Genomic DNA, 22,494 nt, shown 5'->3' on the forward strand with positions numbered 1-22,494 from the left:
CGTCGCGCGCGCTTCATTTATTTGATATCTAAACGTCGAGCCTCAGCGAGTCGCCCCCGAAACGTTTGTTCCGCCCTCATCCGTTCTAGCTTTCAACAACCCGGTATTGAGCATGGCCGAAAGCACGTCCTCGATTCGCGCGTCTTCGAGCAGGCGTCGGCCGCCGCGCAGGCGTCGTGCGTTTGTTAAATCGATGGCGCGCTGCAGATCGGAGGTCTCGGCGGCGATATACACGGCCATCCCATAGCCGTATCGATCGGCGAGCCTGGAGTCGAAGAAATATTTCATGCTCACGTTTTCGGCAGCCGCGCCGAAAACTTTACAGCCAGGTTCACGAGGGCATGTGAAACGGCGGCCCCTCGCAGAACGGTCTGGCCATATCAGTGCTGCCCTGCGTTCAGCAACATCCATATCTGCTTTCGAGGCTCGCCGGCAAGGACGCGCGCGAACGCCGCTCTACAACGCACGCACGTGTAATGCTCCTCCACCCGCTCGTCCTTCACCGCTCCACGACTATTCAAGGTCAGGTTGTCATGCGGACGATGCGCAGACGGCAAACCAGAAAGCTCGAAGCAATCCGCGCACGGTTGAATCCACAGGTCCATCGAAGTGCTCTCCAAGGTGACGAATTCAAACCGAAGTTCGATTCGCGCCACGCTATCCATCGCGATTAACCCGCACCGCGACGCGGGTCTTTAACGCCCCAAACCGCATGGCGCGCGGGGTCGGACCACCGCTGACGCTTGCCCCGCCTACCCTCAGCCGATTATTTCAGATTCAAGAACAGTAATTTCGGATTATCGGCACAAATTTTCGATAGTAGGGGTATACACTGCCTTCCATCGACGTTGCAGACACACCTCACCGGCCCCCTGCGACGCCTTCCTGAACTGAAGTCGAAACGTTATCGGAGTCACACCATGAAGACCAAGCTCATCGCCGCCCTGCTGGTTGCTGTTTCTGCCTCGATCGCTGCTCCCGCTTTTGCAAGCGGCTATGGTCCGGCACCGTTCTACCGTCCGTCGGTCGGCGCACCGGCTTCGCAACAAGGCCAGAACGCACAAACCGTGGCAGCTGAACGTGCCAACGCTGAATCGAATGCTTACGGCGGCGTGAACAACGTGTCGTCGCAATCGGGTGCCAAAGAGCCGGTTTCGGGCCCGCAATCGGTTTTCTTCGGCCACTAAGCAGTTGCCGTTGAACCGGCTGCCTCACGAGGGCAACCGGTAAACTGGGCGCCGCGCATGCAGTATGATGCCGGCGCCCAGTTGCGTTTACGCGCCTTTGCAGCCGCATCGGGACGCTCAATTCACCGCGCGGCGACCGATCACCCGCCTATTCGCCCTTCGGCGATTCGCAAAACCGGATCCGGTTGCCGAATGGATCGACCGTCTCCAGCACCCTTCCCCACGGCAACGTTTCGACGCCCGGCTTCCCGTATTTGTAGTCTTTGCGCTGAAGTTCGGCATGTAGCGCGTCGATGTCGTGCATCGGCACGAAAATCGTCGAGCCCGGCGTGGCGTCGCCGTGATGCTCGCTCAAGTGCAGGATCAGATCGGAGCGCCGCACCTGCGCATAGAGCGGGAAATTTTCGTCGAACCGGTGCTCCCATTCGACAGTGAAGCCGAGAAAGTCCACGTAGAACTCGCGGGCTTTTTCCTCGGAGAAGATACGGATGATCGGGATGGCACGCGCGAGATGCACAGTGGTCTCCGGCTAGTCATGGCGGGACAGCCAGCTTAATCGAAGGCGTGCGCAATTTCATCCAGGTGCGGAAGGTACATGCGGCGAGGCGGCAAGACCACCCGCGTCGATCACTTCGCGCGCCGCGCGGAAGCCCGCTTCGGCCGCGGCATGCTCCGTGCACCATAAAGTGTCGATATGCACGAGCCGCCAGTCGATCATCACCGCATCGCCCCGCAACACCCGAAAATGCGCTTTGACGCCCGTCAGCACCTGCTCGACGGCGACCTCGATATCGTAGTCCCGATAGCGCTCCTGGTAGTCCCCCATGTCGAGACCCTTCGGCTCCATCTTCGCCTCCATGGTGTCGCCGCCAATGTGACGGCCAGACTTGTCCGGCGAGCACGCTCGACGGCTCGCGGATCGATTCGGCCCGAACGTCAGGCCGACCTCGCGCTGACGATCAATCGCAATCGCCAGAAAGATATTGCCGGCCGTTGCAGGTGATTTCGACGTCGCCGCCGCCCGCCTCGGCAACCAGGCCGCCGGCCAGCAGTTCGGCTGTCACGGACTGCGCCAGCTTCGGCGCATCCTGTCCGACACCGACGTCGTTCAGACGCCGTAAGGCTTCCACCGCTTCGGGACTCAATGACTTTGACATGGCCGTCTCCGTCTGCATGCTCAATTCATCCTAGCAAGTTTCGGGGACGTATGCAGGCGCGCGTCGCGGCACGCGAAATGCGTGGAAAACATGATTCCACCAGCGCACGGCGCCGAAACCGCAAGGCGGTATCGCCACCAGGGAGGACGGATATGAAGCGAAGCAGATGGGCGGTGTTGATAACCGGCGTCGCGCTGGCGACAGGTCTCGGCATAAACGGCACCATGACGGCATTCGCACAGACGGCGAAACCGGCACAAACGCAGCAAAACCCTGCGCAGACAGCGCCGCAAAACGACAGCTCGTCGATAGCCAGGCCGCCCGAGGGCGCCTCCGGCTCAGGCGGCTCGAGCAATCCTGACAACATGCCGATCAAGCGCCCGAGCAAGCCCACCAACGACAAGATGATGCACGCGCCGCCGGCCAGCGGCGCCAACGCGAAATAGCGCAAGCCCGAGTTGCGCGAACCTCACAGGCGCGCGATCGATACCTCCGTCGACTTCACCAGCGCGATCACTTCCGAGCCGACCGTCAGCTCGAGTTCGTCGATGGAGCGCGTGGTGATCACCGAGGTGACGATACCGAACGGCGTATCCACATCGACTTCGGACACGACCGGTCCGCGGATGATTTCCTTGACCTTGCCTTTGAACTGATTGCGTACGTTGATTGCGGAAATGCCCATATCGAGTGACTCCAGAAAAGCGATTTAGAAACAGTCAGTCAAGCAATGTCAAACGGCCCAGCGAACCTCTGTCGGCCGCCTGAGGCGGCCTTCGTCACGTGCGTCGTACGCGTGATGGGACAGCGCGTCGTCGTTCGGCGCCGTCTTCAGTACGCGTTGCAACACATGTTCTTCGAGCGCGGCGAAACCGGCTGATGCGCGCGCCCGTGGACGGGCAAGCGGCACCGGCTGATCGAGCGCGATGCGCCCTTCCTCGATCAGCAGAATCCGGTCGCCGAGCGCCACGGCTTCATGCACGTCGTGCGTGACCAGCAGCGCGGTGAATTGATGTTCGCGCCACAGGCGCTCGATCAGCGCGTGCATTTCGATGCGCGTCAACGCGTCGAGCGCGCCGAGCGGTTCGTCGAGCAACAGCAATTGCGGCCGATGCACGAGCGCCCGCGCCAGCGCCACCCGCTGACGCTGACCACCGGAAAGCTGCGCGGGCCAGTCGTTGGCGCGTTCCAGCAAGCCGACTTCGGCGAGCACGGCGCGTGCGTCCTCACGCGCGCTGCGGCCGAGGCCGAGCATCACGTTTTGCAGCACACTCTTCCAGGGCAGCAGGCGCGCATCCTGAAACATGATGCGGGTGTCGATCGGGCCGCCGTCTTCGGTGCGCTTTTCGAGCACACCCGAGGTCGTCTTTTCCAGCCCGGCGACGAGCCGCAGCAAGGTCGATTTCCCGCAGCCGCTGCGGCCGACGATCGCCACGAAACTGCCGCGCTCGATCGACAGGTTAAAATCGGACAGCACCTGGCGCTCGCCGTAGCTTTTGCCTACGCCGCGCAATTCCACCGAATAATCCGCGGCACGGCGGGCGTCGTTGCGTGCGAGCGCGCCGGCCGATAGTCCGGCATCGACGCGCGGTTGATGATGATGCGTCGCATCGGCATATTCGAGGCCAGCGGCTTCGTGCGCGTCATGATCGACATTACGATCGTGCGCCAACTCGGCTTCGAGATCGCTGCCGGCAATCCCGCCGAACGACGCCGACAAGGTCGTTGCGTTCATGATTTCGCTCCTCGTTGATAAGCCGGATGCCAGCGCAGCGAGACGCGTTCGAGGCTTTTCGCCAGTACGTCGGCGAGTTTGCCGAGCGCCGCGTAGAGCAGAATGCCGACCACCACCACATCGGTTTGCAGGAATTCGCGGGCGTTCATGGTCATGTAGCCGATGCCCGATTGCGCGGAAATGGTTTCGGCGACGATCAGCGTGACCCACATCAGCCCGAACGCGAAGCGCACGCCGACCAGAATCGACGGCAACGCGCCCGGCAGAACCACGTGCCGGTACAGCGCGAAGCCCTTCACGCCATAACTGCGCGCCATCTCGATCAGGTTGGCATCCACCGAGCGGATGCCGTGAAAAGTGTTCACGTAGATCGGGAAAAACACGCCCAGCGCGACGAGGAACACCTTCGCCTGCTCCTCGATGCCGAACCACAGAATCACGAGCGGAATCATCGCTAGCGCCGGGATGTTGCGGATCATCTGCACGGTCGAGTCGAGCGCGATCTCGGCGGGCTTGAACAAGCCTGTCGCGAGTCCGAGCACGAGTCCGATGCCGCCGCCGATCGCGAAACCCGACACCGCGCGCCACGTGCTGACCTTCACGTCCGCCCACATTTCGCCGGACTGGATCAGCGACCACGCGGCCTTGACGACCGCGAGCGGTTCAGGGAGCACGCGCGTCGACAGCACGCCGCTTCTCGCGGCGAATTCCCACGCCAGCAGAATCGCGAGCGGCGCGAGCCACGGCGCGAGATGCGCGCCGATCCGGCGCAACGTGTTCAAACCCGAGCCGGCCTCGGCGCCTTCATGCCGCGCGGCGCTCACAGTGGATTCAGCCATGCTTCTCGTTCCTCATTGCTTGTCGATGGGCATGCATGCCGGGTTCGAGACTCAGCTCGAACTCGCCGCCTTCGGCAGATAGTTGTTGCCGACGATCTCGCCGAACGGCCCCGACAACGGTCCATTCGACACCTTGTTGCGACGATTCGGCAGCAGCGGAAACACGAGCTCGGCGAAACGATACGACTCTTCCAGATGCGGATAGCCCGACAGAATGAAGGTGTCGATGCCGAGATCGGCGTACTCCTTCATGCGCGCCGCCACCTGCTCCGGATTGCCGACCAGCGCCGTGCCCGCGCCGCCGCGCACGAGGCCCACGCCCGCCCACAGATTCGGATAGACCTCGAGCTCCGCGCGCCCGCCGCGCTTGCCGCCGTGCAACGCGGCCATGCGGCGCTGGCCTTCGGAGTCCATCTTCGAGAACGAGGCCTGGGCACGCGAGATGGTTTCGTCGTCGAGCTTGCTGATCAGCTTGTCGGCGGCGGCCCACGCTTCTTCTTCGGTCTCGCGCACGATCACGTGCAGACGAATCCCGAACTTGATCTGGCGACCGTGCGCCGCGGCGCGCGCCCGAATGTCGGCGATCTTCTTCGCCACGGCTTCGGGCGGCTCGCCCCACGTCAGATAGGTATCGATATGCTCGCCCGCCATCTCGTGCGCGGCCGGCGACGAACCGCCGAACCACAGCGGCGGATGCGGGTTCTGCACGGGCGGATACAACGCCTTGCCGCCCTTCGAGCTCAGATGCTTGCCCTCGAAATCGATCGCGTCGTTGGTATGCGCGGCAGTGAGGAGCTTGCGCCAGATGTGCAGGAATTCGTCGGTGATTTCATAGCGCGTGTCGTGGTCGACGAACACGCCGTCGCCTTCCAGCTCCGCCGCATCGCCGCCGGTCACGACATTGATCAGCAGACGCCCGTTCGACAACCGGTCGAAAGTCGCCGCCATGCGCGCGGCCAGACCCGGCGACGAGATGCCCGGGCGAATCGCCACCAGAAACTTCAGCCGCTTGGTCGCGGCGATCAGGCTCGACGCGACGACCCATGCGTCTTCGCACGAGCGGCCTGTCGGCAGCAGCACGCCCTCGTAGCCGAGCGTATCGGCGGCGACGGCGATCTGCTGGAAATAGTCGTAATCGGCTGCGCGTGCGCCTTGGGACGTACCGAGATAGCGGCTGTCGCCGTGAGTCGGAATGAACCAGAACACATTCATTTGCTGCTCCTGCATGGACGAAACTGGATTGAATGAAGACGGTGCGTCGAGCGTTCGCGCACACGCCGGCCGCGCGCATCCCTGCGGCACACAGCCGGACGGTGCAGCGCAAAGAGACGGAAAAATGCGGTGTCGGTGCGCGCTAGCGGCGACAACGGACCGGCCGGCGCGCGTGCGCCATGCGGCGGATGAAGATCGGCATCAGGCAGGACATCGCGACGGCTTCCCTCGACCAAACGTGCGCGTCATGCGCTCGATTAAACGGCGACGGCGGCAAACGCCGTCTGCATGGAGAAACAGTCTATGGATCGGGCTGCGGCTTTTGAACGATTTTTTTTAGCTTAGGTTTTCCACTTTCGTGATTAGCCCGACGCTAAAGCATACGGATGTTGCGCGGTGTGTACGCTGGAAAGGGGGTACGTCTATATATAATGGCGCACGTTTTCCGAATAATCCGGTACAGGCCATGCGCACCACGCCGCCTGTATCCTGGCGGTGCAATGCATGCAAAAACTCATCCTGCCGTTCGTCGCCGGTTTTCTGGCTTCCCTGTTCTTCCACGAATCGACGCTGGCGCTGCTGCACGCAGCCGGGATGATCGAGCCGACCGGTTTTTCGACTGCGCCGTTTTTACCGCTCGGCTTGCCTGAGTTCATCGCCAACGCGATCTGGAGCGCGTTCTGGGCCGTGCTGATGGCGTGGCTGTTGCGCGTCGCGCCGCATCGGCGGGCACCGTGGGTGCCGGCTTTCGTGTTCGGCGGCATTGCGTTGACGGCGGCGAGCGTGTTCGTTATCGACCCGCTGCGCGGGATCTGGCCGAGCGGCAACATGCTGCCGCGCCTGTCCGTGGGATTCGCTGCGAATGCGATGTGGGGCTGGGGCGCGCTGGTGTTCATGCGCGCCTTCATGGCGAGCGAAGACGAGGAGTGAGCGGCCTGGCGGCTTGGCCGCTGGTCGTTTGCAACGGCGCTATGGCGCGCGCGTCACAGCTTGCCGCCTGGGTTCAAACCTTCGGATCTAACCGCGCAAATCCCGCAGCGGATGCTCGTTCGCCGGCCACGGGCTCTCGAACATCTTCTCGACGTCGGCCGCGTGCACGTCCTCGATGCGCGCAAAGCGCCAGCGCGGCGCGTTGTCCTTGTCGATGATGCGCGCGCGAATGCCTTCGATCGTGTCGCCGTGCAGAAAGCTCGTGCGCGTCAGATCGAGATCGCCACGCAGCACGTCGGCCATCGAACCCTCGGCGCGCGTCACCACTTCCAGCGACACCGCCATCGACAACGGCGAACGTTCGCGCAAGACCGCAATCATCTGTTCGGCCCAATCGGCGGCCTCGCGCTCGCTTTGGAGCGAGGCAAGAATGCGCGCGACATCGGGCAACGCGAAGTGACGATCGATCAACGCACGCCCGTTCGCCAGCGACGAGGCCTCCGGTTGCGGCACGACCTGATGCGCGAGCGCCTCGCGCTCGATGCACGCCACCACGTCCGCGCCACGCTCGAAACGCTCGCTGCGCAAGGTGTCGACCAGTGCGGGCAAGGCCGCGTCGTCGATGTAGATGTCGGCGAGACCCGCGTAAAGCGCATCGGCCGCGCCGATCGTTTCGCCGGTCACCGCCAGATAGCGGCCGATCGCGCCGGGCGTGCGGGCCAGAAACCAGCCCGCGCCGACATCGGGAAACAGGCCGATGCGGGTTTCTGGCATCGCCATTTTCGTGGAATTCGTGACGACTCGCAGACCGCCGGTGCGATGCGCGCCCTGCGAAATGCCCATGCCGCCGCCCATCACGACGCCGTTCATCAGCGCGATATACGGCTTCGGGAAGGTGAAGATCGCGTGATTGAGCCGGTATTCCTCGATGAAAAACGTGTCGCGCGCGTCCTGCTCGCCGCGCTGCGCCGTCTCATAGAGAAAGCGGATGTCGCCGCCCGCGCAGAACGCGCGCGGGTGCTGGCTGCGCACCACGACGGCGAGCACGTCCGGATCTTCGCGCCACTGGTCGAGCGCCGCGTGCATCGCGCGAATCATGCCGGTCGACAGCGCATTGAGCGCCTTCGGCCTCTCCAGTTCGATGAAACCGATGCGGTTGGCTACGTAAGTCGCGACTTCGTCGCTGACGGCGGGCGAGGCGGAAATGGACATGGAGAGCTAAGCGCAACCGCGCAAATTGAGGTGGAATTGAACGTTATCACGCGCTCGTGGTTTTGCGTCTGGTGGCCGGCGCGGTGACGCCGCTCGCTGTGGCTCTCGCCGGTTTTTTAGCTAGAGGCTGAGCGGCGAGATCGTTGTCCGGTCGCGCTGCCGATTCTGCACGCGTTTCCGGCGATTTTTTCTTGCGCGTGCCGGCGCTGGCCACGGCGCCCGTCGGCGCTTGTTCTGCGTGCGATGCGCCCAACCAGGCGTCGAGCGCGACGCCCACCACTGTATCGAGCGGCGCGGTGGGAAACACGGGACACGTCAGATTCAACGCGACGATGCCGTGCAAGTTCGCCCAGAACGCCTCGGCCCACACCGCCACATCCATCGACGCCGACAGACGCCCCGCCGCTTTGAGTTCGTCGAGCGCGGAAATCATGATGTGCAACGCGGCTTCTCCGGGGTCATCCCCGGTAGCGGTCGTTTCGCTGCTCGCTTCGTCAGCCGCGCTGGCCTCAGTGTCCTCGCTCAGTACCGCGCCGCTCGTCGCCGCGCCGGCATTGGCCGGATCCGCCACCGCCTTACCCTTCCCCACGCCGCCCAACGCCGCGCCCGTGTAGCTCGGATCTTCCATGAAGATCAGCCGGTACGTTTCCGGATGCGCGACGCCGAACGCCACATACGCCCGGCCAAGCGCCTTGAGCCGCTCGGCCGGATCGGCAATGTCCGCGAGCGGCACGAACGTTTCCAGCAACTGCGCATAGCCTTCTGCGCACAGGGCCTGCGCGATCTCGTCGCGACTTGCGAAGTGCAGGTAAAGCGTGGCCGGTGAATATTCGATGGCGTCGGCGATTTTGCGCATGGACAACGCGGCAAAGCCTTCGCGCATCACGATGCGCCGCGCGGCATCGAGGATGCGTTCGCGCAGTGCCTGCTTCTGGCGGTTCTTTCGTTCAGCGATTCCCATGACGAACATTCTCGGGTTGACAAACTGAAAAGTCAAATTAAACTGAACACTGTTCACTGAACGGTGTTCATTAAATTTTCAGCAATCAATCACAATCCACGCGGACGCGATGCGGCGCCGCTTCAAGGAGTGGTCATGCAAGTCACAGGCAAGGTGGGTTTATTCGGCGCAGCGGGCGCGGCCGGCCGGATCATCGCGGCGGCAGTTGGCGCGGCGGGCCGCAATTACCGGGTGGTCGGCCGCTCGCGTCAGCCGCTAGAGGCCGCGTTCGGCCACGATCCGCATGCGGAGATCGTCACGTGGAATCCGGACGACCCCGCATCGATCCGCGCGGCGTCGCAGGGCCTGCAGACGGTGATCTATCTGGTCGGCGTGCCGTACGACCAGTTCGCCGCGCATCCGCCGCTCATGGAGAGAACGCTTGCGGGCGTGACGGCGGCGGGCGTGGAACGCTTCATTCTGATCGGCACGGTGTATCCGTACGGCCGCGCGCGCGGCAATCCGATCCGCGAAAATCATCCGCGTGAGCCGCACACGTTCAAGGGGCAGATGCGCCTCGCGCAGGAAAATCTGGTGCTAGCGGCGCATGGACGCGATGGCCTCTCGACACTCGTGCTGCGCCTGCCCGACTTCTACGGCCCGAATATCGAGCGCAGTCTGCTGAACGGCGTGTTCGAAGCCGCGGCGAGCGGCAAGCGCGCGCAGGTGATCGGCCCGGTGGATGTGCCGCATGAATTCATCTATCTGCCGGATATCGGGCCGGTGGTGGAAAAGCTCACGCGCATGCCCGAGGCATACGGACGCTGGTTGCACCTCGCCGGCGCGGGCACCATCACGCAGCGCGAAGTCGCGCGGCAGGCCTATGCGTTAGCGGGCCGCCAACCGGAACTGATGGTGGCCGGCAAGACCCTGCTGCGCGTGCTCGGCCTGTTCAATCCGTTGATGCGGGAACTGGTGGAAATGAATTACCTGATGACCGAGCCGGTCGTGCTCGACGACTCGGCGTTGACCGAACTGATCGGCCCGATCGCCAGAACGTCTTACGAAGAAGGGATCCGCCATGCATTCGATGCCGCGCGCGAGGCGGCATCGGCAAAAGCGGGAGCAAACGGAAGCGCCGCGAGCGCGGCTTGAACGAGGGCGCGAAGGTCGTCGGGTGGGGCAAGTGGCGTTGGCGAGTTGCGCGGTGTTTTGCCGCGTCCGGCACTTCAGGTCAGCGCAGGCTAACTCGCCATGGCTCGCATGGCCCGCTCTGTTGGGAAGTGCTCATCAACGTAGCGCGCCTGACCCGCCAATCCGCTGCCGTGGCGACGGTGCCCGCATTACCCGCATCCTCTTTTTGGACAGCGCCCTCACCCCGCCACGTTGCCCGGCGGAAAGTGGCCGCTCTTCAGCAACACAGGCGTGCCGTTACTGATCTGCAAGTGCTCGCGCGCGACCGCTTCGATGCGCGGACGTCCGGCGTCGAAAGCGCGCATCCAGCCTTCCAGGTCCTCGGAGTAGGCGCCGAAGTGATCTTCGAGCGCTTCGACGGAGATCGCGCACGGCACCGGCTCGCCGTCCACCAGTGCGGGAAAGACAACGGTCAGATTCGAGTCGCGGTAAGCAGGCGCGTCCGCGGGAAACCGAATTTCCATGGTTGCCTCATCAGAAAGATCCGACGGGAAACCGGCGCCGGCGAGAACCGGCCGGCGCCGGAGAACGTCGTTATGGTACTCGCGCGGCCGGACCGAGGTCCAGCCTGCCGCAGCGCTTTGATCTGCGGTTTTGCCGGCACGCCCGGCGACGCTTTGCTCCACCTTACGCCCCGCCATCAAGCGCCTCCCAGCAAGCGGTCGATGTAATCGCGCGCCGCCTGCTCGACGAAGACGAGCGCCTCCTCCTCGCTGCCGAAGCGCTGGCCGTCGCCGAGTTCAAGCAAGGTTTCCATGCGATGAGGATCGTCCGGACCGTGTTCAGCGAGGCTCACCGAGCCGACGTAAGTCCCGCTCGCGCTGCCTGCGGTCGTGGCCGGCGCGTCGGCCGCCGGCACGAGGCGCGCGGCGGCGCTGATGTAATAACCGCGATAAGGGCCGCTGACCCGTTCAGCCATATTCGTTCTCCTCGTTGCAATTCAGGGTGGATGCCGCGCGGAGCGGCGCTCGATACGCCTGCCCGTGCGTTGACGTTCATGTCGCCGGTTGCGCCCGTGCGGCCGGTGCAACGCCTGCATCGGCGTACGGCCAACCACTATGTAAGGCGCGTCGCGAGCTGATTAGTTCTGCAGCGCCGTCCGGCGATGCAACCGATCGCACTTGTTCGGCCCGCGCCGGTCGAACTGGATCATCGGCACGGTCCGTGCTGCCGCGACGACGCCTTTTCGAGTTCAGCGAGCGCAATATGGGAAAATATTTTCTGCAAAACCACGAATTGCCCGAGCCGGATGCGGCGAACACATGGTTTGCGTACGCCGAAAGCCACGGCATCGACATTCCAAAAGCCATCAGCATCTGGGAAGACGCGGCCACCAAAGAAGGCGGGGAAAGCCGCCGGATGGTCAGCGCGGCGGGCATTACGATCGAAACGCCCTGAGCCTCTGCCGAGCGTCGACGGGCGCTCCCCAGTCCACGTGGCGACCCGAATATCAATCTGAAAGGAAACATCACGATGCATTTCATGACGCAACTGCGCCGCGCCGGCCGCTTCAACCGCCTTCGAACCCGCGCAGCGCTTGCTCTCGTTCGCCGCAGCCCGCTTGCGGCCGCCCTGCCCGCCGCCGTGCTGCTCGGCGTGGCGAGCCTCGCCGGCTGCGCATCGTCGAACACCACGTCGCTGATCAACCTGCCGAACGGCCAGACCGGCTTCGCCGTGAATTGCAGCGGCGCCGACGCCGCTTCCAGTTGGGCATCGTGCTACGTGCAGGCCGGCAAGGCCTGCGGCGCGACGGGCTACGACATCGTGTCCAAAGACAATGACGAAGGCGGCACGGCGGGCGGCAGCGTCACGAACGTCGTCTCGGCCAACGTGAAAAACCGTTCGATGATCGTGCGCTGCAAGTAAGCGCCCGCGGCGCTGTGTCGATGCAACGGCTCAGTGCGCCTGCATCTTCGAAAACATGTTCAGCACGGCAACGCCGGCAATGATCAGCCCGAGTCCGATGACGGCCGGCACGTCGGGCACCTGCCGGTACAGCAGCACCGCGACCAGCGTGATCAGCACGATGCCGGCGCCGGACCACACCGCGTAGACGATGCCGACCGGAATGCTCTTGAGCGTGAGCGACAGGCAATAGAACGCCACGCCATAGCCGAGCACGATCACCGCTGAAGGCAGGAACCGCGAGAAGCCCTCCGACGCCCGCATCGCGGAGGTCGCGATCACTTCCGCGACGATGGCGATGCCGAGCAAGGCATAAGGAGGCAGCCGCATCGGCTCAGGCCTTTGCAAGCGCGAGCTTGCTGTAGTCGTGGCCCAGATGCGCGCACAGCGCTTCCACCACCAGTTCGTGATCGGCGCGCTGCGGCAGACCCGACACCGTGATCGAACCGATCACGCCCGCGTGCGCCACCGTCAACGGAAACGCGCCTCCATGCGACGCGAATTCCGAGGCGGCCAGGGCGTGCTTGTCCGCGAGCGTGCCGCCGGCCTGCTGCAACTTCAGGCCGATCGCGTACGAACTGCGGCGGAAATGCGCGACCGTGTTGCTCTTGCGGCGCACCCAATCGATGTTGTCCGGCGTCGCGCCGTCGAGCAGACTGAAGAACATCGGCTGACCGAAAGTGCGCACGTCGATCGCGACGGGGATACCACGCGCCTTGGCGACCTCGTGCAGATACGCGCCGACTTGCCACGCGCGGTCGGCGTCGAATTGTGAGAACACCAGCGTGTGTTCCTGAGCGGCAATCACTTGCAGATCGTGGGCGATGTCCATGGAGTTCAGAGCAAGGTAAGAGGTGGAGCGCGCACCGCCGTGCGTGCAGGGCGGCGTCGCGAGAAGAACCTGAATTCTAGCGCAGCGCCTTACGCGGGCCTTCCGGCATGCGACGCGAGCCATGCGTGCGGCGACTTCGGCGCTCGCGCGCCGACGCATGACTTTATGGATTGAAGCCGATTCTTAAATGGCTATTGCAAGCGTATCCGCTTTGTTCTATAATCTTTTCTTCGACGGACGCGGGGTGGAGCAGTCTGGCAGCTCGTCGGGCTCATAACCCGAAGGTCGTAGGTTCAAATCCTACCCCCGCAACCACGCCTAGAGACACGTTTCCAGCGGCTGAGGCAAGAAGCCTTTCGGAAACGTCGTCGTAGGTCGCAAAGTACGCACCTTCCTTCGCTTCAATCCCTATCGGGCCCATAAGCTTCGCGATGATTTGTCGCGCTTCTGCTGTGGCCTCTCCCGATAACGTACCCCTTAGTTCACTTGTTTTTTCTCGAACACGACGAGCAATGTCCGCGAACTGGTCTGCATCGACCTGCGTTTGCGCCAGTGTCCGCTTTAACGCTTCCCTCTCGTTCTCCTTTTTTAACAGAGTTTCCATAATCGCGTCGGAAATGCCAACTTTCGCAAGAACGGCGGTCAGGTTTGCAATCTCGTTCGTAAGCTCCCCGATTTTCTCCCTGATGTGTTTTGCCGATTCCTGGGAGCCGGAACACCCGCCTACAAAATAGCGGCGAACCGCCGTTTCAATATCGGCCTGAGATTCGTCCGCGCCAAGTTCGTCCCGCAAAACTGAAAGCAGACGCTCGTCCGTTTGCTGGCGGGAAATATGCACGCCTTCGCACGCACTCGCTCCACGTTCCTTCCGCGTGACGCATCCGTAATACCGCTTGTTCACCGCGACGAGTGCCCCACTGCATTTAGGGCAATGCAAAAGACCACCGAATAGCGATTTTGGAAAACCACCGCGCCCACTCGTGCCAGCGTTGAGCCGGCCGTTGCCCATGCGCGCACGCACGGCCTGCCAGATTTCATCAGTCACGATACGGTAGTGGTCACGCCGCTCCGTTTTCCATTCGCTCTCAGGACGGTCCTGACGCACGCGCGCGCCCGTGTCCGGGTCTTTGATCCACTGCGACCGGTTCCAGATGTACACGCCGATGTAGGCCGAGTTGTTCAGGATGCCCGAGCCCTTGCGCGGCGAGCCGTAGAGCGCCGAGCGCATCCACGTCGAATTGCGCGGCGACGGCACGCCGTTGGCGTTCAGGTAGTCGCATAGCTGGAACGTCGACCAGCCGCCCGCGAACTTCTCGAAGATGAACCGGACCCACCTGGCCTGTTCCTCGTTCACCTGGTAGTCGCTGCCGTGCTCGCCCCTGACGATGTCGTAGCCGTAGCTCTTGCCGCCTGCCACGAAACCACGCTCGACCTGACCCGTCTGGCCGCGCAGCGTCTTGCAACGCAAGTCGTCAATGTAGAGTTCGTTCACGAGACCGCGCACGGCGCGCTGCACCTTACGGCTGCTCGAAGTCGAGTCGTAGCCGTCCGCCGCGCCGACGATGCGGATGCCTCGGAATTCGAGCCGGCGGAGAATCGTTTCCTGCTCGACCTGGTCGCGCGAAAGGCGGTCGAGCGCTTCGACAACGAGCACGTCGAAGCGGGCCGCCATCGCGTCGGCCATAAGCCGCTTGCCTCCCGCGCGTGATTCGACTCGGGTCGAGCCTGATACGCCTTCGTCAGAATGTTGCGCGACGATTTCGCAGTCGCCGAGGGTTTGCGCACGCTGCACGCAGACCCTCACTTGATCCGTAACAGATGTCTACTTCTGCTTATCGGTCGAGAAGCGTGCGTAGATTGCCACTCGCATTGTTTGTCATTCTCCGTTCTGGTTGCCGGTTGAGAGTCCCGCACCATGTCGTGCGCCACACTGCGCGCGACCAGGTTAATCAGGGCTTGCCATGCTTCAGGATGCTTGTCGCGCAACAATTCTAGTCTCCACATTTGTTGATGGCTGCCAGCAAAATCTGAATTTGCGCACAATCAATCCCGCGCCGCGATGACCCTGCGGATTTCGTCGGCGCGCCATACATGACTGCGTTTCGTGAGTGCGATACCTGCTGGAAAGTCGCCGCGCCGGATGCCCGCATACCACGCGGAACGCGACAGCCCGACGATTGCGAGCACGCCGTCGATGCGCAGAAGCGCGTCGTCCGGTAGCGACGCAAGATCGGGCCGCGCGCGCGGCCCGTCGTCGGCTGTGTTCATTCGTGCGCGTCCTCCATACCGTCTGAATCCGGCACGTTGATGGTGCCGAGCGTGTGCGGCCGGCGCAGGAAATAGACCGTGTGTGCGGTCGCCGCTTCGTCGTCCGGGTAGACGTGAACGTGCCAGACGAAACTGCACGTTCCGCCTTCCTTCGGCTGGAAGCGAACGCGATCCATACGTGCGTCTACAAAGTGAAGGTCGCGTAGACGGTCGTCAGCTTCTGCGTCGCGTAGTCCGAGTTTCACACCGTTAAATCTGCCGGCCCAGCGCAGCGTGCCGAGCTGTGGATTGCGCAACAGCGGCGTGCTGTCCGGGTCGACGATATCGGCCTGCCTGTCGGCGTCATAGAGCGAGCGCCGCAGCGTCGGCGACAGATCGTCGAGCGCAGTGTTCGGCAAATCTGCCTTGATCGTCAGGTCGAGCGCCAGGCGTTCTTCTTCGCCGTGGAATTCGACGCGGGTGTTGATGTGCTGAACCGTGACTTCCTGATTCGTAAAATTCATCATGATCGTGGTCCCGAACGTGCTTACGCAGCTTCCAGCTTGCCGCGCTTCGCCACATAGAATTCCTCCAGTTCCTCGCGCTGCCGCTCGTCGGCGACGGCCCGGATGAGGTCGGCCGCCGTGTCGAGCGCGTCGAGCGTGTCGCCATGCTCCAGCGCGTCCATGACGTAGGCGAACGTCACTTCTGGCGCCCTCGATGTCGCGCCCTGTTTGCCGGGATCGGCCTCGTTGCGCTTCGGCTTGCGCGACGCTTCCAGCTTGTCGCTGTACGCCGTGCGCGCGATAGCCTTCTGCTCGTCCGCGTGCAGATGCGCCGCTAGTGCGCCCGCTGCCGTCAGTTCTTCGGCGTTCTGCGCTTCGGCAATCCGCCGCAGCACGTCGTCGAGCGTCGGCGTGCTGTCGCGCTGTTTGCGCATTCGCTGTTTGCGCATTCGCTGCTTGACGCTCTCGGTGCGTGTGCCCACGGTAGGCGCATCCTCTGGCTGTACTTCTTCGACCGGCCCCATGTTCTTGACACGCTCGATTTCGAGTTCGGCAATCGGCATTCCGCGCAGCACGTCGGCGAACTGGTCACGCAGCGCGTAGCCCCGCGCGCGCATCTGGAGCATGCGCGGCGAGTATTTCTTCCAAACATCCTTGCTAACCAATTCCGCCTTGATCGCATCGGCCAGCGAGAACGTCGCTTTCTTGTCGGCTCGGCCGTGGCGCTTCGCGATGCAGACGGCGGTCAGCGTGTCGCCTTCGCCCTCGTAATACTCGATCACGTCTTTACAGACAGGAGACGAAAGCACGAGCGCGAGCATGGCGTCGCCCCACAATGACGGTCGATTGCCAACGACAGCGATATTTTGCAGCGCCTGCATCGGCTTGAGGCCAATTTCATAGCCCCACTGCACGGACACGACGATGTTTTCTGGCTTGCCGACATATTCTTTCGGGACCAGGTTCGAGCGCGCAAGTGTGTCCGCAAACTGGAGTAGTTCATCGAAGTTGCGCGGCGACAGGTCGGGTGCGCCGTCGCCAACTACCTGCAATTCATTCATCGTTGCCTCCCTTTGCCTTGATAAACCGGAAGTCCATGTAGGCGGTCTGCGCAACCTCATAGCCCTTGCGAGTGACCTGTTTGCGCCGGTAGCTGCCGGTGCCGTCTGGAAGCTGCCCGATAGCGTTTTCTCCGAGCATCGCCAGCAGATGCGCGCGCGCGCCGCCCGAGATCGCTTCGTATTGCGCCGCGCGTTCGGCCGCCTGCAACCTGACGGCGTGCCAGTGCAGCGCGTCAGGGTCGAGCGTGATGGTTTCGCCGTTCGTCTCGGGATAAAGTCGGCGCAGCAGACAGGTCCTGCGCAAGCGCAAACCGTCGTTCGCTGAACGCATCGACGCAGCGAAGTCAGCGGCGCCGTACTACCAGCCGCGACTCGCGCAGGCTGATATGCGCCATAGCGGGCATATCACGCTTGAACAGGTTGCGGAACCTGAAGGCCGACGACGCGGTCGCACGCGCGAAGAAACACCTTGCACTTGGCCGCAAGGTCGTCGTGTTTCACGGCTACAAGACCGGACACACGGATAACCCGTTTGCGTTTCCTGCGAAGCGCCCGCCTGAAGTGATATCGAACGCACCGGACGCAGATGCGCAATGGACGAACCAGGTCAACCAGTTCCAGCGCGAATTCCCCGACGTTGCACGTATGAATTTCAACCGGCTCGGCAACCCGATTGATGCGTTTCAGAAAGCATTCGGCGACCGGCTTGCATTGTTCAATGGCGACGTGCCGAAGGCGAAACGCTTCGCAGCAATTCGCGAATTCAATCAGGACGGTGGGAAAAAGGACGTGATGCTCGTCCAGATGAAGGCCGGCAAGGAAGGTATCAGCCTGCACGACACGACTGGCAAGCAGCAGCGCGCGCTGATGGCGTTGCCGTTGCCGACGAGCCCGACCGACGCAATCCAGATGGAAGGCCGCATATACCGGACCGGCAACAAGTCGAACGCTGTGCTCGAATACCTCAAGGCCGGTTTGAACTTCGAGCGATCAACGTTCGCCAACACTATCGCGCAGCGCGCACGCACGGCCGAAAATCTCGCGCTCGGTCACGGTGCGCGCGATCTGGAACGCGCGTTCAAGGACGGCTACCTTGGCGGGTCCGACTTCGAGCCAAGTCTTGAGCAAGGCACGGGCGGCAAGGAAGCGGACGTTCAGCTTGAAAAGCTCTCGCCTTTCGAAAAGGCGATGACGCTGTACTACGCGAAGATGAAGGAGCGCGGGCGCCGCCACGAGCGCGCCGGCGCGGACTGGTTTGCCACTCCCGAGCCTGTCGGCATGAAGATGGCCGAATGGGCGAACCTCAAGCCTGGCGAGAAAGCACTGGAACCCTCTGCTGGCGATGGTGCGATTGCACGTTTCTTTCCCGAGAACACCAGCAACACCTTCATCGAGCCGTCCAACGAACTGCAATCAAGGCTTGGTATCAATGCCCGCGGCGATGTCAAGGCGGGCCGCTTCGAAGACCACCACATAGCGAACAAGTACGACGCTGTCGTAATGAACCCGCCTTTCGGCTCTGGTGGCAAGACGGCAATGGAGCACGTCGAAAAGGCGATGACGCACCTGCGCGACGGTGGCCGGATTGTCGCGCTGATACCTGAAGGCGGCATGGCCGACAAGCGGTTTCATGCAATGATGGAAAGTGACGCCGCGAAGCATGTCTACCACGTCGCCAATATCTCGCTCCCCACGTCTGCGTTCGAGCGCGCCGGTACTGGCGTCAAGTCCTATATCGTCGTGCTGGAGAAGCAGACGAACCCCGACCGCGCCGCGCGCATCCATCAGCGCAATCTTGACCTGTCCGACACGCCCGATACGAAAACGCTGTTCGAGCAGCTAAAGGACTATTCGCTACCTGAGCGCATTCCGACCGGCGAGGCTGCGCAGCAGAAGGCCGACTTCTCGCGCGCCACGAGTGGCGGTGGTATGTCTGCCAGCGACGTGCGCAACGCGATCAGCGCCGACCCGGCTAACCGTCACGTCGACATTTACCCGACGCTCGACGAGGCGCCCGAACACATTCGTGAACAGGCGCAGGCGGAAGGCTCACAGGGTGTTGAAGGTTTTCACGATCCACGCACCGGGCGCGTGGCGCTGATTGCCGACCGTATCGACTCGCCCGCGCGTGCGCGCGAAGTCGCACGGCATGAAGTCATCGGACATTACGGTTTGCAGAACATGCTGGGGCACGCGGAAATGTCCGAACTGGAGCGCAGGATTGGCCTAGCCGAAAAGCTCGGCAACCGGACATTTGCCAAGCTCGGCGCGGACGTGGACCGGCTACAACCGAATCTGCCGGCTAACCGGCGCGCGCGCGAAATGGTCGCGCTGATGGCCGAACGCGATATGCACAACGCATTCATGGGCCGCGTCGTCGACGCCGTGCGCGGGTTCCTCAAGCGGACCGGACTCGTCGACCATGATATGACCGATGCCGAAGTGAGAAAGCAGCTACGCGACACGCAGGGCTATCTGCGCGAACACGGCCGCAGTCTCGCGGACCCGGCGCCACGCATGGCGACGGCGGAGTTCTCCCGGCCGGCGCCGCAAATCCGCACCGTGCCTGGCACGTCAATACCCGCTGTCGAACGCCGGCCGACCTTGCTTGAACGCATTCAGGACATTCGCGCGAATCCGCGCTACGCCGCGCGCTCGGCCGCGCGCAACACGGCACGACTGGCGAAAGGTGGCGGCACGGCGCCGCAACCGAAGTGGCTCGAAAACACCGTTACGAACCTGTTCGACTATCGTAATCCGCTGGAGCAACTGGTACGGCGAAGCGGCAACACCGACGCTGGTCGCCGCTTCCTGAATACCATGCGGACATTCGAAGCGAAAACGCAAAAGGACATCCACGACTTCGAACACGAACACGCCAGACCACTGCTGAAGACGCTCGCGAAGGCATGGAACGAAAAATACAAGGACATGCCGTATTACAAACAGCATGGCTACCAGCAGTTCCTGGAAGACCTGGGTTCAGTCGGCAACTACGTCAAGCACGGCAAGGAGCGCAACGCGGTCATTGCAGAGAAGACCCAGGGCAACGATCTGGCAGGCTCGGGGCGCACCGATGCGGAAATCGATGCGATACAGCGCGACCTTGCGCGCAGTGCGCCGGGAATCGACAACACCTACGAGGACATTTACCGCAAGCACCTGAAGCCGATGCTCGACCATCGCGACGACGTGCTACGCAACGCGGGACTGCTCACGCCAGAGATGGAAAAGGCGCGGCCGGACTATGACTGGTATCTGCCGCTCACGGGAGACCCCGACGAGACCGAGGACGCGCTATCGCGTTCGGCCGCCGTGAGCCTCAAGTCACCGAAGGCGAAGCAGGCAACCGGACGCGAAGGCACGCTGTCGCAGAACGCATTGCATAACGTGCTGGAACGTACCGACGTTGCAATCCGTCGCGCCGGCATGCAGGACTTCAAACGCGACTTTGTCAATCTCATGGAGAAGTCACCACAGGCCAAAGACCTTGCACATGCGAAGGTCAACGACGGTACACAAAACGAAATCTTCGAAAAGTACATCGGCGACGACGGCATGATTCATCGACGTGTAAAGGCGAATGCTTCGATGTCGCCTGATGCGCTCGTGCTGCACGACGGCAACAAGACAAAAGTCGTCGACGTTGGTAACAAGAAAATTTTCGAAGCGCTGAACGGCGCGAACAAGGCGCAGATAGACGGCGTCTTTGGTCTGCCCGACAAGGCGACGCGGCTGCTGTCTGGCATCTATACGCGTTACAACCCGACGTTTCCGCTGATGAACAAGATTCGTGATGTGCAATCGCAACTAGCACTGATCGCGGCCGACGCACCGGTCAAGGATCGGGCCGGCGCGCTGCGGCGCACGATTGCCAACAACGCGAGTTTCCTGACCCAATGGAAAGACAGGCCGGGGAGCGAGTATCACGAGTGGCGCGAGAAGTTTGAACGGCTCGGCGGCTCGACCATGTACAGCGACCTGTTCCGCAACGACACGATGCACAACTTCGAGAACGAGTTTGCGAAGACGGCAGGCGCGACGCGCTGGCACCAGGCCAAGGTAGCGGGCGAGAAGATTCACGGTTTCATCGACCATGTGAATGAACACATGGAAATGACATCGCGCATTGCCCTGTTCAAGGCACTCGTTGATTCCGGTATGCCGGAACAGGATGCCGCAATCTATTCGAAGAACACGATGAACTTCGAAACCAAGGGGCGATGGGGCCGCCAGCTTGGCGCGCTCTATACGTTCGCCGGTCCGGCGCTGTTCGACGCGCGCCGCATGGCGCAGTCACTGCGCTCGCCGCGTGGCGCCGCCGTGCTGGCGGCGCAATTTGCAGCCATGTACGGCATGTACGGCATGTACGGCATGTACGGCGCACTAAAGGCAATGGGCGGGACCGATGACGACGGCGTCGCACGGCTGAACAAGGTTCCCTTGAGCCAGACAGGCCGGTTCCTGACGCTGCTCGACCCGGACAACCCGGACGGAAAGGGGTACAAGTTTCCCGTTGGATTCGGCTACGCGCGCATTGCGCTGACGCTGGCGGCGGCATTGCACCGATACGCGGACGGCGTGGACGATGGCGGCACGTTCGCCGGCAACGTGGCGAAAGATGGATTGCTGTCGAACTTCTCGCCGATTGACCCGACCGACGTTGACCCGACGAAGGACGTGAGCGCATGGGCGATGCAGCAGTTCGCGCCGTCGCTGATGAAACCGCTGTTGCAACTCGCGATGAACCAGAACGCCCAAGGTTCGCCGATCCACAAGCCCGACGAATGGACAGGTTCAAAACTTCATTTCTCGGAAAGCTATCCCGGCACGCCCGCGATGTTCAAGGACGCCGCCAAGGAACTGCACGACGGTACGGGCATCGACGTGTATCCCGAAACACTGCAATACCTGCTGCGCAGCTATGGCGGCAACGGCCCGATGGACGCCGTTCGCGCGATTCAGTTGATGGGCGAGAAAGCCGGCACGGAACTGTCGCTGTCCGATATCCCGTTCGCGCAAACGTTCGGCTCGCGCGTGATGAATCAGGACGTGACCGACTTCAGACAGAACTACAGCGACATGCAAAAGCTCGGGGCCGAGCGCAAGTACGCGGAAGAAAGCGGGACGCTCGACCACTTCGACGCATCGAACCCCGACGTACCGCGCAAGCTCGCGATCTATGACGCGGCGAACAACGAAATCAAGACGCTCTATAGGCAGCGCAAGGAAACAGAAGGCACGGAAGATCCATTGCAGCGCCAGCAGGCGGTGCGCGATCTGAACCGCCGTCTGCGCACGGTGCAGATGATGGCAAACAAGGCATACCGCGAGGCGCAATAAATGAACTCCGCAATTTTACGGTGCATCGGCGCGCTGATGCTGCTGCCGCTTTGCGCCTGCACGTTCGTCTATATCGAAGGCGACAGCAACTCAATCAGCGATACGGGCGGTCACGGCGGTGGCCTGACTGTACCGCCGCAGCAGCAGCCGAGCGGCATGCTTGACCGGCTGAAGCGTTCCCAGCAGTAACAACC

Annotated in this window: 28 protein-coding genes and 1 tRNA gene; 9 read left to right on the forward strand and 20 right to left on the reverse strand. The window is 62.6% G+C overall.

From position 1 onward, the window contains the following. Positions 1–42 precede the first annotated feature (42 nt). Both PQR54_RS17910 and PQR54_RS17915 read right to left on the reverse strand, forming a co-directional pair. Positions 43–288 carry a hypothetical protein gene (locus PQR54_RS17910; RefSeq protein WP_408247895.1) on the reverse strand — a complete coding sequence of 82 codons (246 nt, stop codon included), beginning with the start codon at positions 286–288 and terminating at the stop codon, positions 43–45. A 92-nt stretch (positions 289–380) separates the two neighbouring features. Next, the gene (locus tag PQR54_RS17915; RefSeq protein ID WP_408247897.1) at positions 381–605 is read right to left on the reverse strand and encodes a hypothetical protein; all 225 of its coding nucleotides are present in this window, start codon (positions 603–605) and stop codon (positions 381–383) included. A gap of 315 nt (positions 606–920) precedes the next feature. Here PQR54_RS17915 and PQR54_RS17920 point away from each other — a divergent pair, with 315 nt between their 5' ends. Next, a complete protein-coding gene (locus PQR54_RS17920) occupies positions 921–1,187 on the forward strand; it encodes a hypothetical protein (protein WP_091794641.1) in 267 nt (88 codons plus the stop codon). 148 nt (positions 1,188–1,335) lie between these two features. On the opposite strand, the gene PQR54_RS17925 is transcribed toward PQR54_RS17920, so the two are convergent. The 3 genes from PQR54_RS17925 to PQR54_RS17935 all read right to left on the reverse strand — a co-directional run bounded on the left by PQR54_RS17925 (position 1,336) and on the right by PQR54_RS17935 (position 2,344). Further along, positions 1,336–1,704 carry a glyoxalase superfamily protein gene (locus PQR54_RS17925; RefSeq protein ID WP_408247900.1) on the reverse strand — a complete coding sequence of 123 codons (369 nt, stop codon included), beginning with the start codon at positions 1,702–1,704 and terminating at the stop codon, positions 1,336–1,338. 57 nt (positions 1,705–1,761) lie between these two features. After that, complete coding sequence (locus PQR54_RS17930; protein ID WP_408247902.1) at positions 1,762–2,034, reverse strand: hypothetical protein; 273 nt, start codon at positions 2,032–2,034, stop codon at positions 1,762–1,764. Between the two features lie 112 nt (positions 2,035–2,146). Continuing rightward, positions 2,147–2,344: a hypothetical protein gene (locus PQR54_RS17935; RefSeq protein WP_408247905.1), complete on the reverse strand. Its 198-nt coding sequence runs from the start codon at positions 2,342–2,344 to the stop codon at positions 2,147–2,149. 152 nt (positions 2,345–2,496) lie between these two features. On the opposite strand from PQR54_RS17935, the gene PQR54_RS17940 reads away from it, so the two are divergent. Continuing rightward, entirely contained in the window at positions 2,497–2,790 is a 294-nt protein-coding gene (locus PQR54_RS17940; RefSeq protein ID WP_408247907.1) for a hypothetical protein, read from the forward strand. A 23-nt stretch (positions 2,791–2,813) separates the two neighbouring features. On the opposite strand, the gene PQR54_RS17945 is transcribed toward PQR54_RS17940, so the two are convergent. Genes PQR54_RS17945 through ssuD form a run of 4 tightly spaced genes read right to left on the reverse strand, consistent with a single transcriptional unit; the run spans position 2,814 to position 6,130 of the window. Next, positions 2,814–3,029: a TOBE domain-containing protein gene (locus tag PQR54_RS17945; RefSeq protein WP_012432764.1), complete on the reverse strand. Its 216-nt coding sequence runs from the start codon at positions 3,027–3,029 to the stop codon at positions 2,814–2,816. Positions 3,030–3,077: 48 nt separating this feature from the next. Beyond that, positions 3,078–4,079, reverse strand: coding sequence for an ATP-binding cassette domain-containing protein (locus PQR54_RS17950; RefSeq protein WP_408247909.1), 1,002 nt, complete (start codon positions 4,077–4,079; stop codon positions 3,078–3,080). Beyond that, positions 4,076–4,918, reverse strand: coding sequence for an aliphatic sulfonate ABC transporter permease SsuC (gene ssuC, locus PQR54_RS17955; RefSeq protein ID WP_408247911.1), 843 nt, complete (start codon positions 4,916–4,918; stop codon positions 4,076–4,078). The genes PQR54_RS17950 and ssuC overlap by 4 nt, the downstream gene beginning before the upstream one ends. A 51-nt stretch (positions 4,919–4,969) precedes the next feature. Continuing rightward, the gene (gene ssuD / locus PQR54_RS17960; protein WP_408247913.1) at positions 4,970–6,130 is read right to left on the reverse strand and encodes an FMNH2-dependent alkanesulfonate monooxygenase; all 1,161 of its coding nucleotides are present in this window, start codon (positions 6,128–6,130) and stop codon (positions 4,970–4,972) included. 504 nt (positions 6,131–6,634) lie between these two features. On the opposite strand from ssuD, the gene PQR54_RS17965 reads away from it, so the two are divergent. Next, positions 6,635–7,060, forward strand: a complete 426-nt coding sequence (locus PQR54_RS17965; protein WP_106307847.1) for a hypothetical protein — start codon at positions 6,635–6,637, stop codon at positions 7,058–7,060. 87 nt (positions 7,061–7,147) lie between these two features. Here the strand turns inward: PQR54_RS17965 and PQR54_RS17970 are convergent, their stop codons facing one another. Both PQR54_RS17970 and PQR54_RS17975 read right to left on the reverse strand, forming a co-directional pair. Then, positions 7,148–8,272 (reverse strand): enoyl-CoA hydratase/isomerase family protein, encoded by a 1,125-nt coding sequence (locus tag PQR54_RS17970; RefSeq protein WP_408247915.1) that lies wholly within the window; start codon positions 8,270–8,272, stop codon positions 7,148–7,150. Between the two features lie 46 nt (positions 8,273–8,318). Next, positions 8,319–9,233, reverse strand: coding sequence for a TetR/AcrR family transcriptional regulator (locus PQR54_RS17975; RefSeq protein WP_408247917.1), 915 nt, complete (start codon positions 9,231–9,233; stop codon positions 8,319–8,321). A gap of 135 nt (positions 9,234–9,368) precedes the next feature. Between PQR54_RS17975 and PQR54_RS17980 the strand changes: the two genes are divergently transcribed. Next, on the forward strand, positions 9,369–10,367 hold the full coding sequence (locus tag PQR54_RS17980; protein ID WP_408247919.1) for an NAD-dependent epimerase/dehydratase family protein: 999 nt from the start codon (positions 9,369–9,371) through the stop codon (positions 10,365–10,367). Between the two features lie 218 nt (positions 10,368–10,585). Here the strand turns inward: PQR54_RS17980 and PQR54_RS17985 are convergent, their stop codons facing one another. Together PQR54_RS17985 and PQR54_RS17990 are read right to left on the reverse strand one after the other, a co-directional pair. After that, positions 10,586–10,870 carry a DUF1488 family protein gene (locus tag PQR54_RS17985; RefSeq protein ID WP_041758889.1) on the reverse strand — a complete coding sequence of 95 codons (285 nt, stop codon included), beginning with the start codon at positions 10,868–10,870 and terminating at the stop codon, positions 10,586–10,588. A gap of 176 nt (positions 10,871–11,046) precedes the next feature. Then, a complete protein-coding gene (locus PQR54_RS17990) occupies positions 11,047–11,325 on the reverse strand; it encodes a hypothetical protein (protein WP_408247921.1) in 279 nt (92 codons plus the stop codon). A 287-nt stretch (positions 11,326–11,612) separates the two neighbouring features. Between PQR54_RS17990 and PQR54_RS17995 the strand changes: the two genes are divergently transcribed. After that, entirely contained in the window at positions 11,613–11,804 is a 192-nt protein-coding gene (locus tag PQR54_RS17995; protein ID WP_408247923.1) for a hypothetical protein, read from the forward strand. 75 nt (positions 11,805–11,879) lie between these two features. Next, complete coding sequence (locus tag PQR54_RS18000) at positions 11,880–12,272, forward strand: hypothetical protein (protein WP_408247925.1); 393 nt, start codon at positions 11,880–11,882, stop codon at positions 12,270–12,272. Between the two features lie 30 nt (positions 12,273–12,302). On the opposite strand, the gene PQR54_RS18005 is transcribed toward PQR54_RS18000, so the two are convergent. Together PQR54_RS18005 and PQR54_RS18010 are read right to left on the reverse strand one after the other, a co-directional pair. Further along, a complete protein-coding gene (locus PQR54_RS18005) occupies positions 12,303–12,635 on the reverse strand; it encodes a DMT family transporter (protein ID WP_408248080.1) in 333 nt (110 codons plus the stop codon). A gap of 10 nt (positions 12,636–12,645) precedes the next feature. Continuing rightward, a complete protein-coding gene (locus PQR54_RS18010; RefSeq protein WP_408247928.1) occupies positions 12,646–13,143 on the reverse strand; it encodes a heme-degrading domain-containing protein in 498 nt (165 codons plus the stop codon). A gap of 238 nt (positions 13,144–13,381) precedes the next feature. Here PQR54_RS18010 and PQR54_RS18015 point away from each other — a divergent pair. After that, positions 13,382–13,458, forward strand: a tRNA-Met gene (locus tag PQR54_RS18015). On the opposite strand, the gene PQR54_RS18020 is transcribed toward PQR54_RS18015, so the two are convergent. The 5 genes from PQR54_RS18020 to PQR54_RS18040 all read right to left on the reverse strand — a co-directional run bounded on the left by PQR54_RS18020 (position 13,415) and on the right by PQR54_RS18040 (position 17,288). Continuing rightward, positions 13,415–14,947, reverse strand: a complete 1,533-nt coding sequence (locus PQR54_RS18020) for a recombinase family protein (protein ID WP_408248082.1) — start codon at positions 14,945–14,947, stop codon at positions 13,415–13,417. The genes PQR54_RS18015 and PQR54_RS18020 overlap by 44 nt on opposite strands. A gap of 239 nt (positions 14,948–15,186) precedes the next feature. Next, positions 15,187–15,411 carry a helix-turn-helix transcriptional regulator gene (locus PQR54_RS18025; RefSeq protein ID WP_408247930.1) on the reverse strand — a complete coding sequence of 75 codons (225 nt, stop codon included), beginning with the start codon at positions 15,409–15,411 and terminating at the stop codon, positions 15,187–15,189. After that, positions 15,408–15,917: a hypothetical protein gene (locus PQR54_RS18030; RefSeq protein WP_408247932.1), complete on the reverse strand. Its 510-nt coding sequence runs from the start codon at positions 15,915–15,917 to the stop codon at positions 15,408–15,410. The genes PQR54_RS18025 and PQR54_RS18030 overlap by 4 nt, the downstream gene beginning before the upstream one ends. 20 nt (positions 15,918–15,937) lie before the next feature. Then, positions 15,938–16,957, reverse strand: coding sequence for a hypothetical protein (locus PQR54_RS18035; protein ID WP_408247933.1), 1,020 nt, complete (start codon positions 16,955–16,957; stop codon positions 15,938–15,940). Further along, on the reverse strand, positions 16,950–17,288 hold the full coding sequence (locus PQR54_RS18040) for a hypothetical protein (protein ID WP_408247935.1): 339 nt from the start codon (positions 17,286–17,288) through the stop codon (positions 16,950–16,952). The genes PQR54_RS18035 and PQR54_RS18040 overlap by 8 nt, the downstream gene beginning before the upstream one ends. Positions 17,289–17,368: 80 nt before the next feature. On the opposite strand from PQR54_RS18040, the gene PQR54_RS18045 reads away from it, so the two are divergent. Together PQR54_RS18045 and PQR54_RS18050 are read left to right on the forward strand one after the other, a co-directional pair. Continuing rightward, positions 17,369–22,300 (forward strand): LPD38 domain-containing protein, encoded by a 4,932-nt coding sequence (locus tag PQR54_RS18045; RefSeq protein WP_408247937.1) that lies wholly within the window; start codon positions 17,369–17,371, stop codon positions 22,298–22,300. Continuing rightward, positions 22,301–22,489, forward strand: a complete 189-nt coding sequence (locus PQR54_RS18050) for a hypothetical protein (RefSeq protein ID WP_408247939.1) — start codon at positions 22,301–22,303, stop codon at positions 22,487–22,489. The last annotated feature ends 5 nt before the right edge of the window (positions 22,490–22,494 follow it).

It is taken from the genome of Paraburkholderia phytofirmans, assembly GCF_046028095.1.
Taxonomy (GTDB): Bacteria; Pseudomonadota; Gammaproteobacteria; order Burkholderiales; family Burkholderiaceae; genus Paraburkholderia; species Paraburkholderia phytofirmans_A.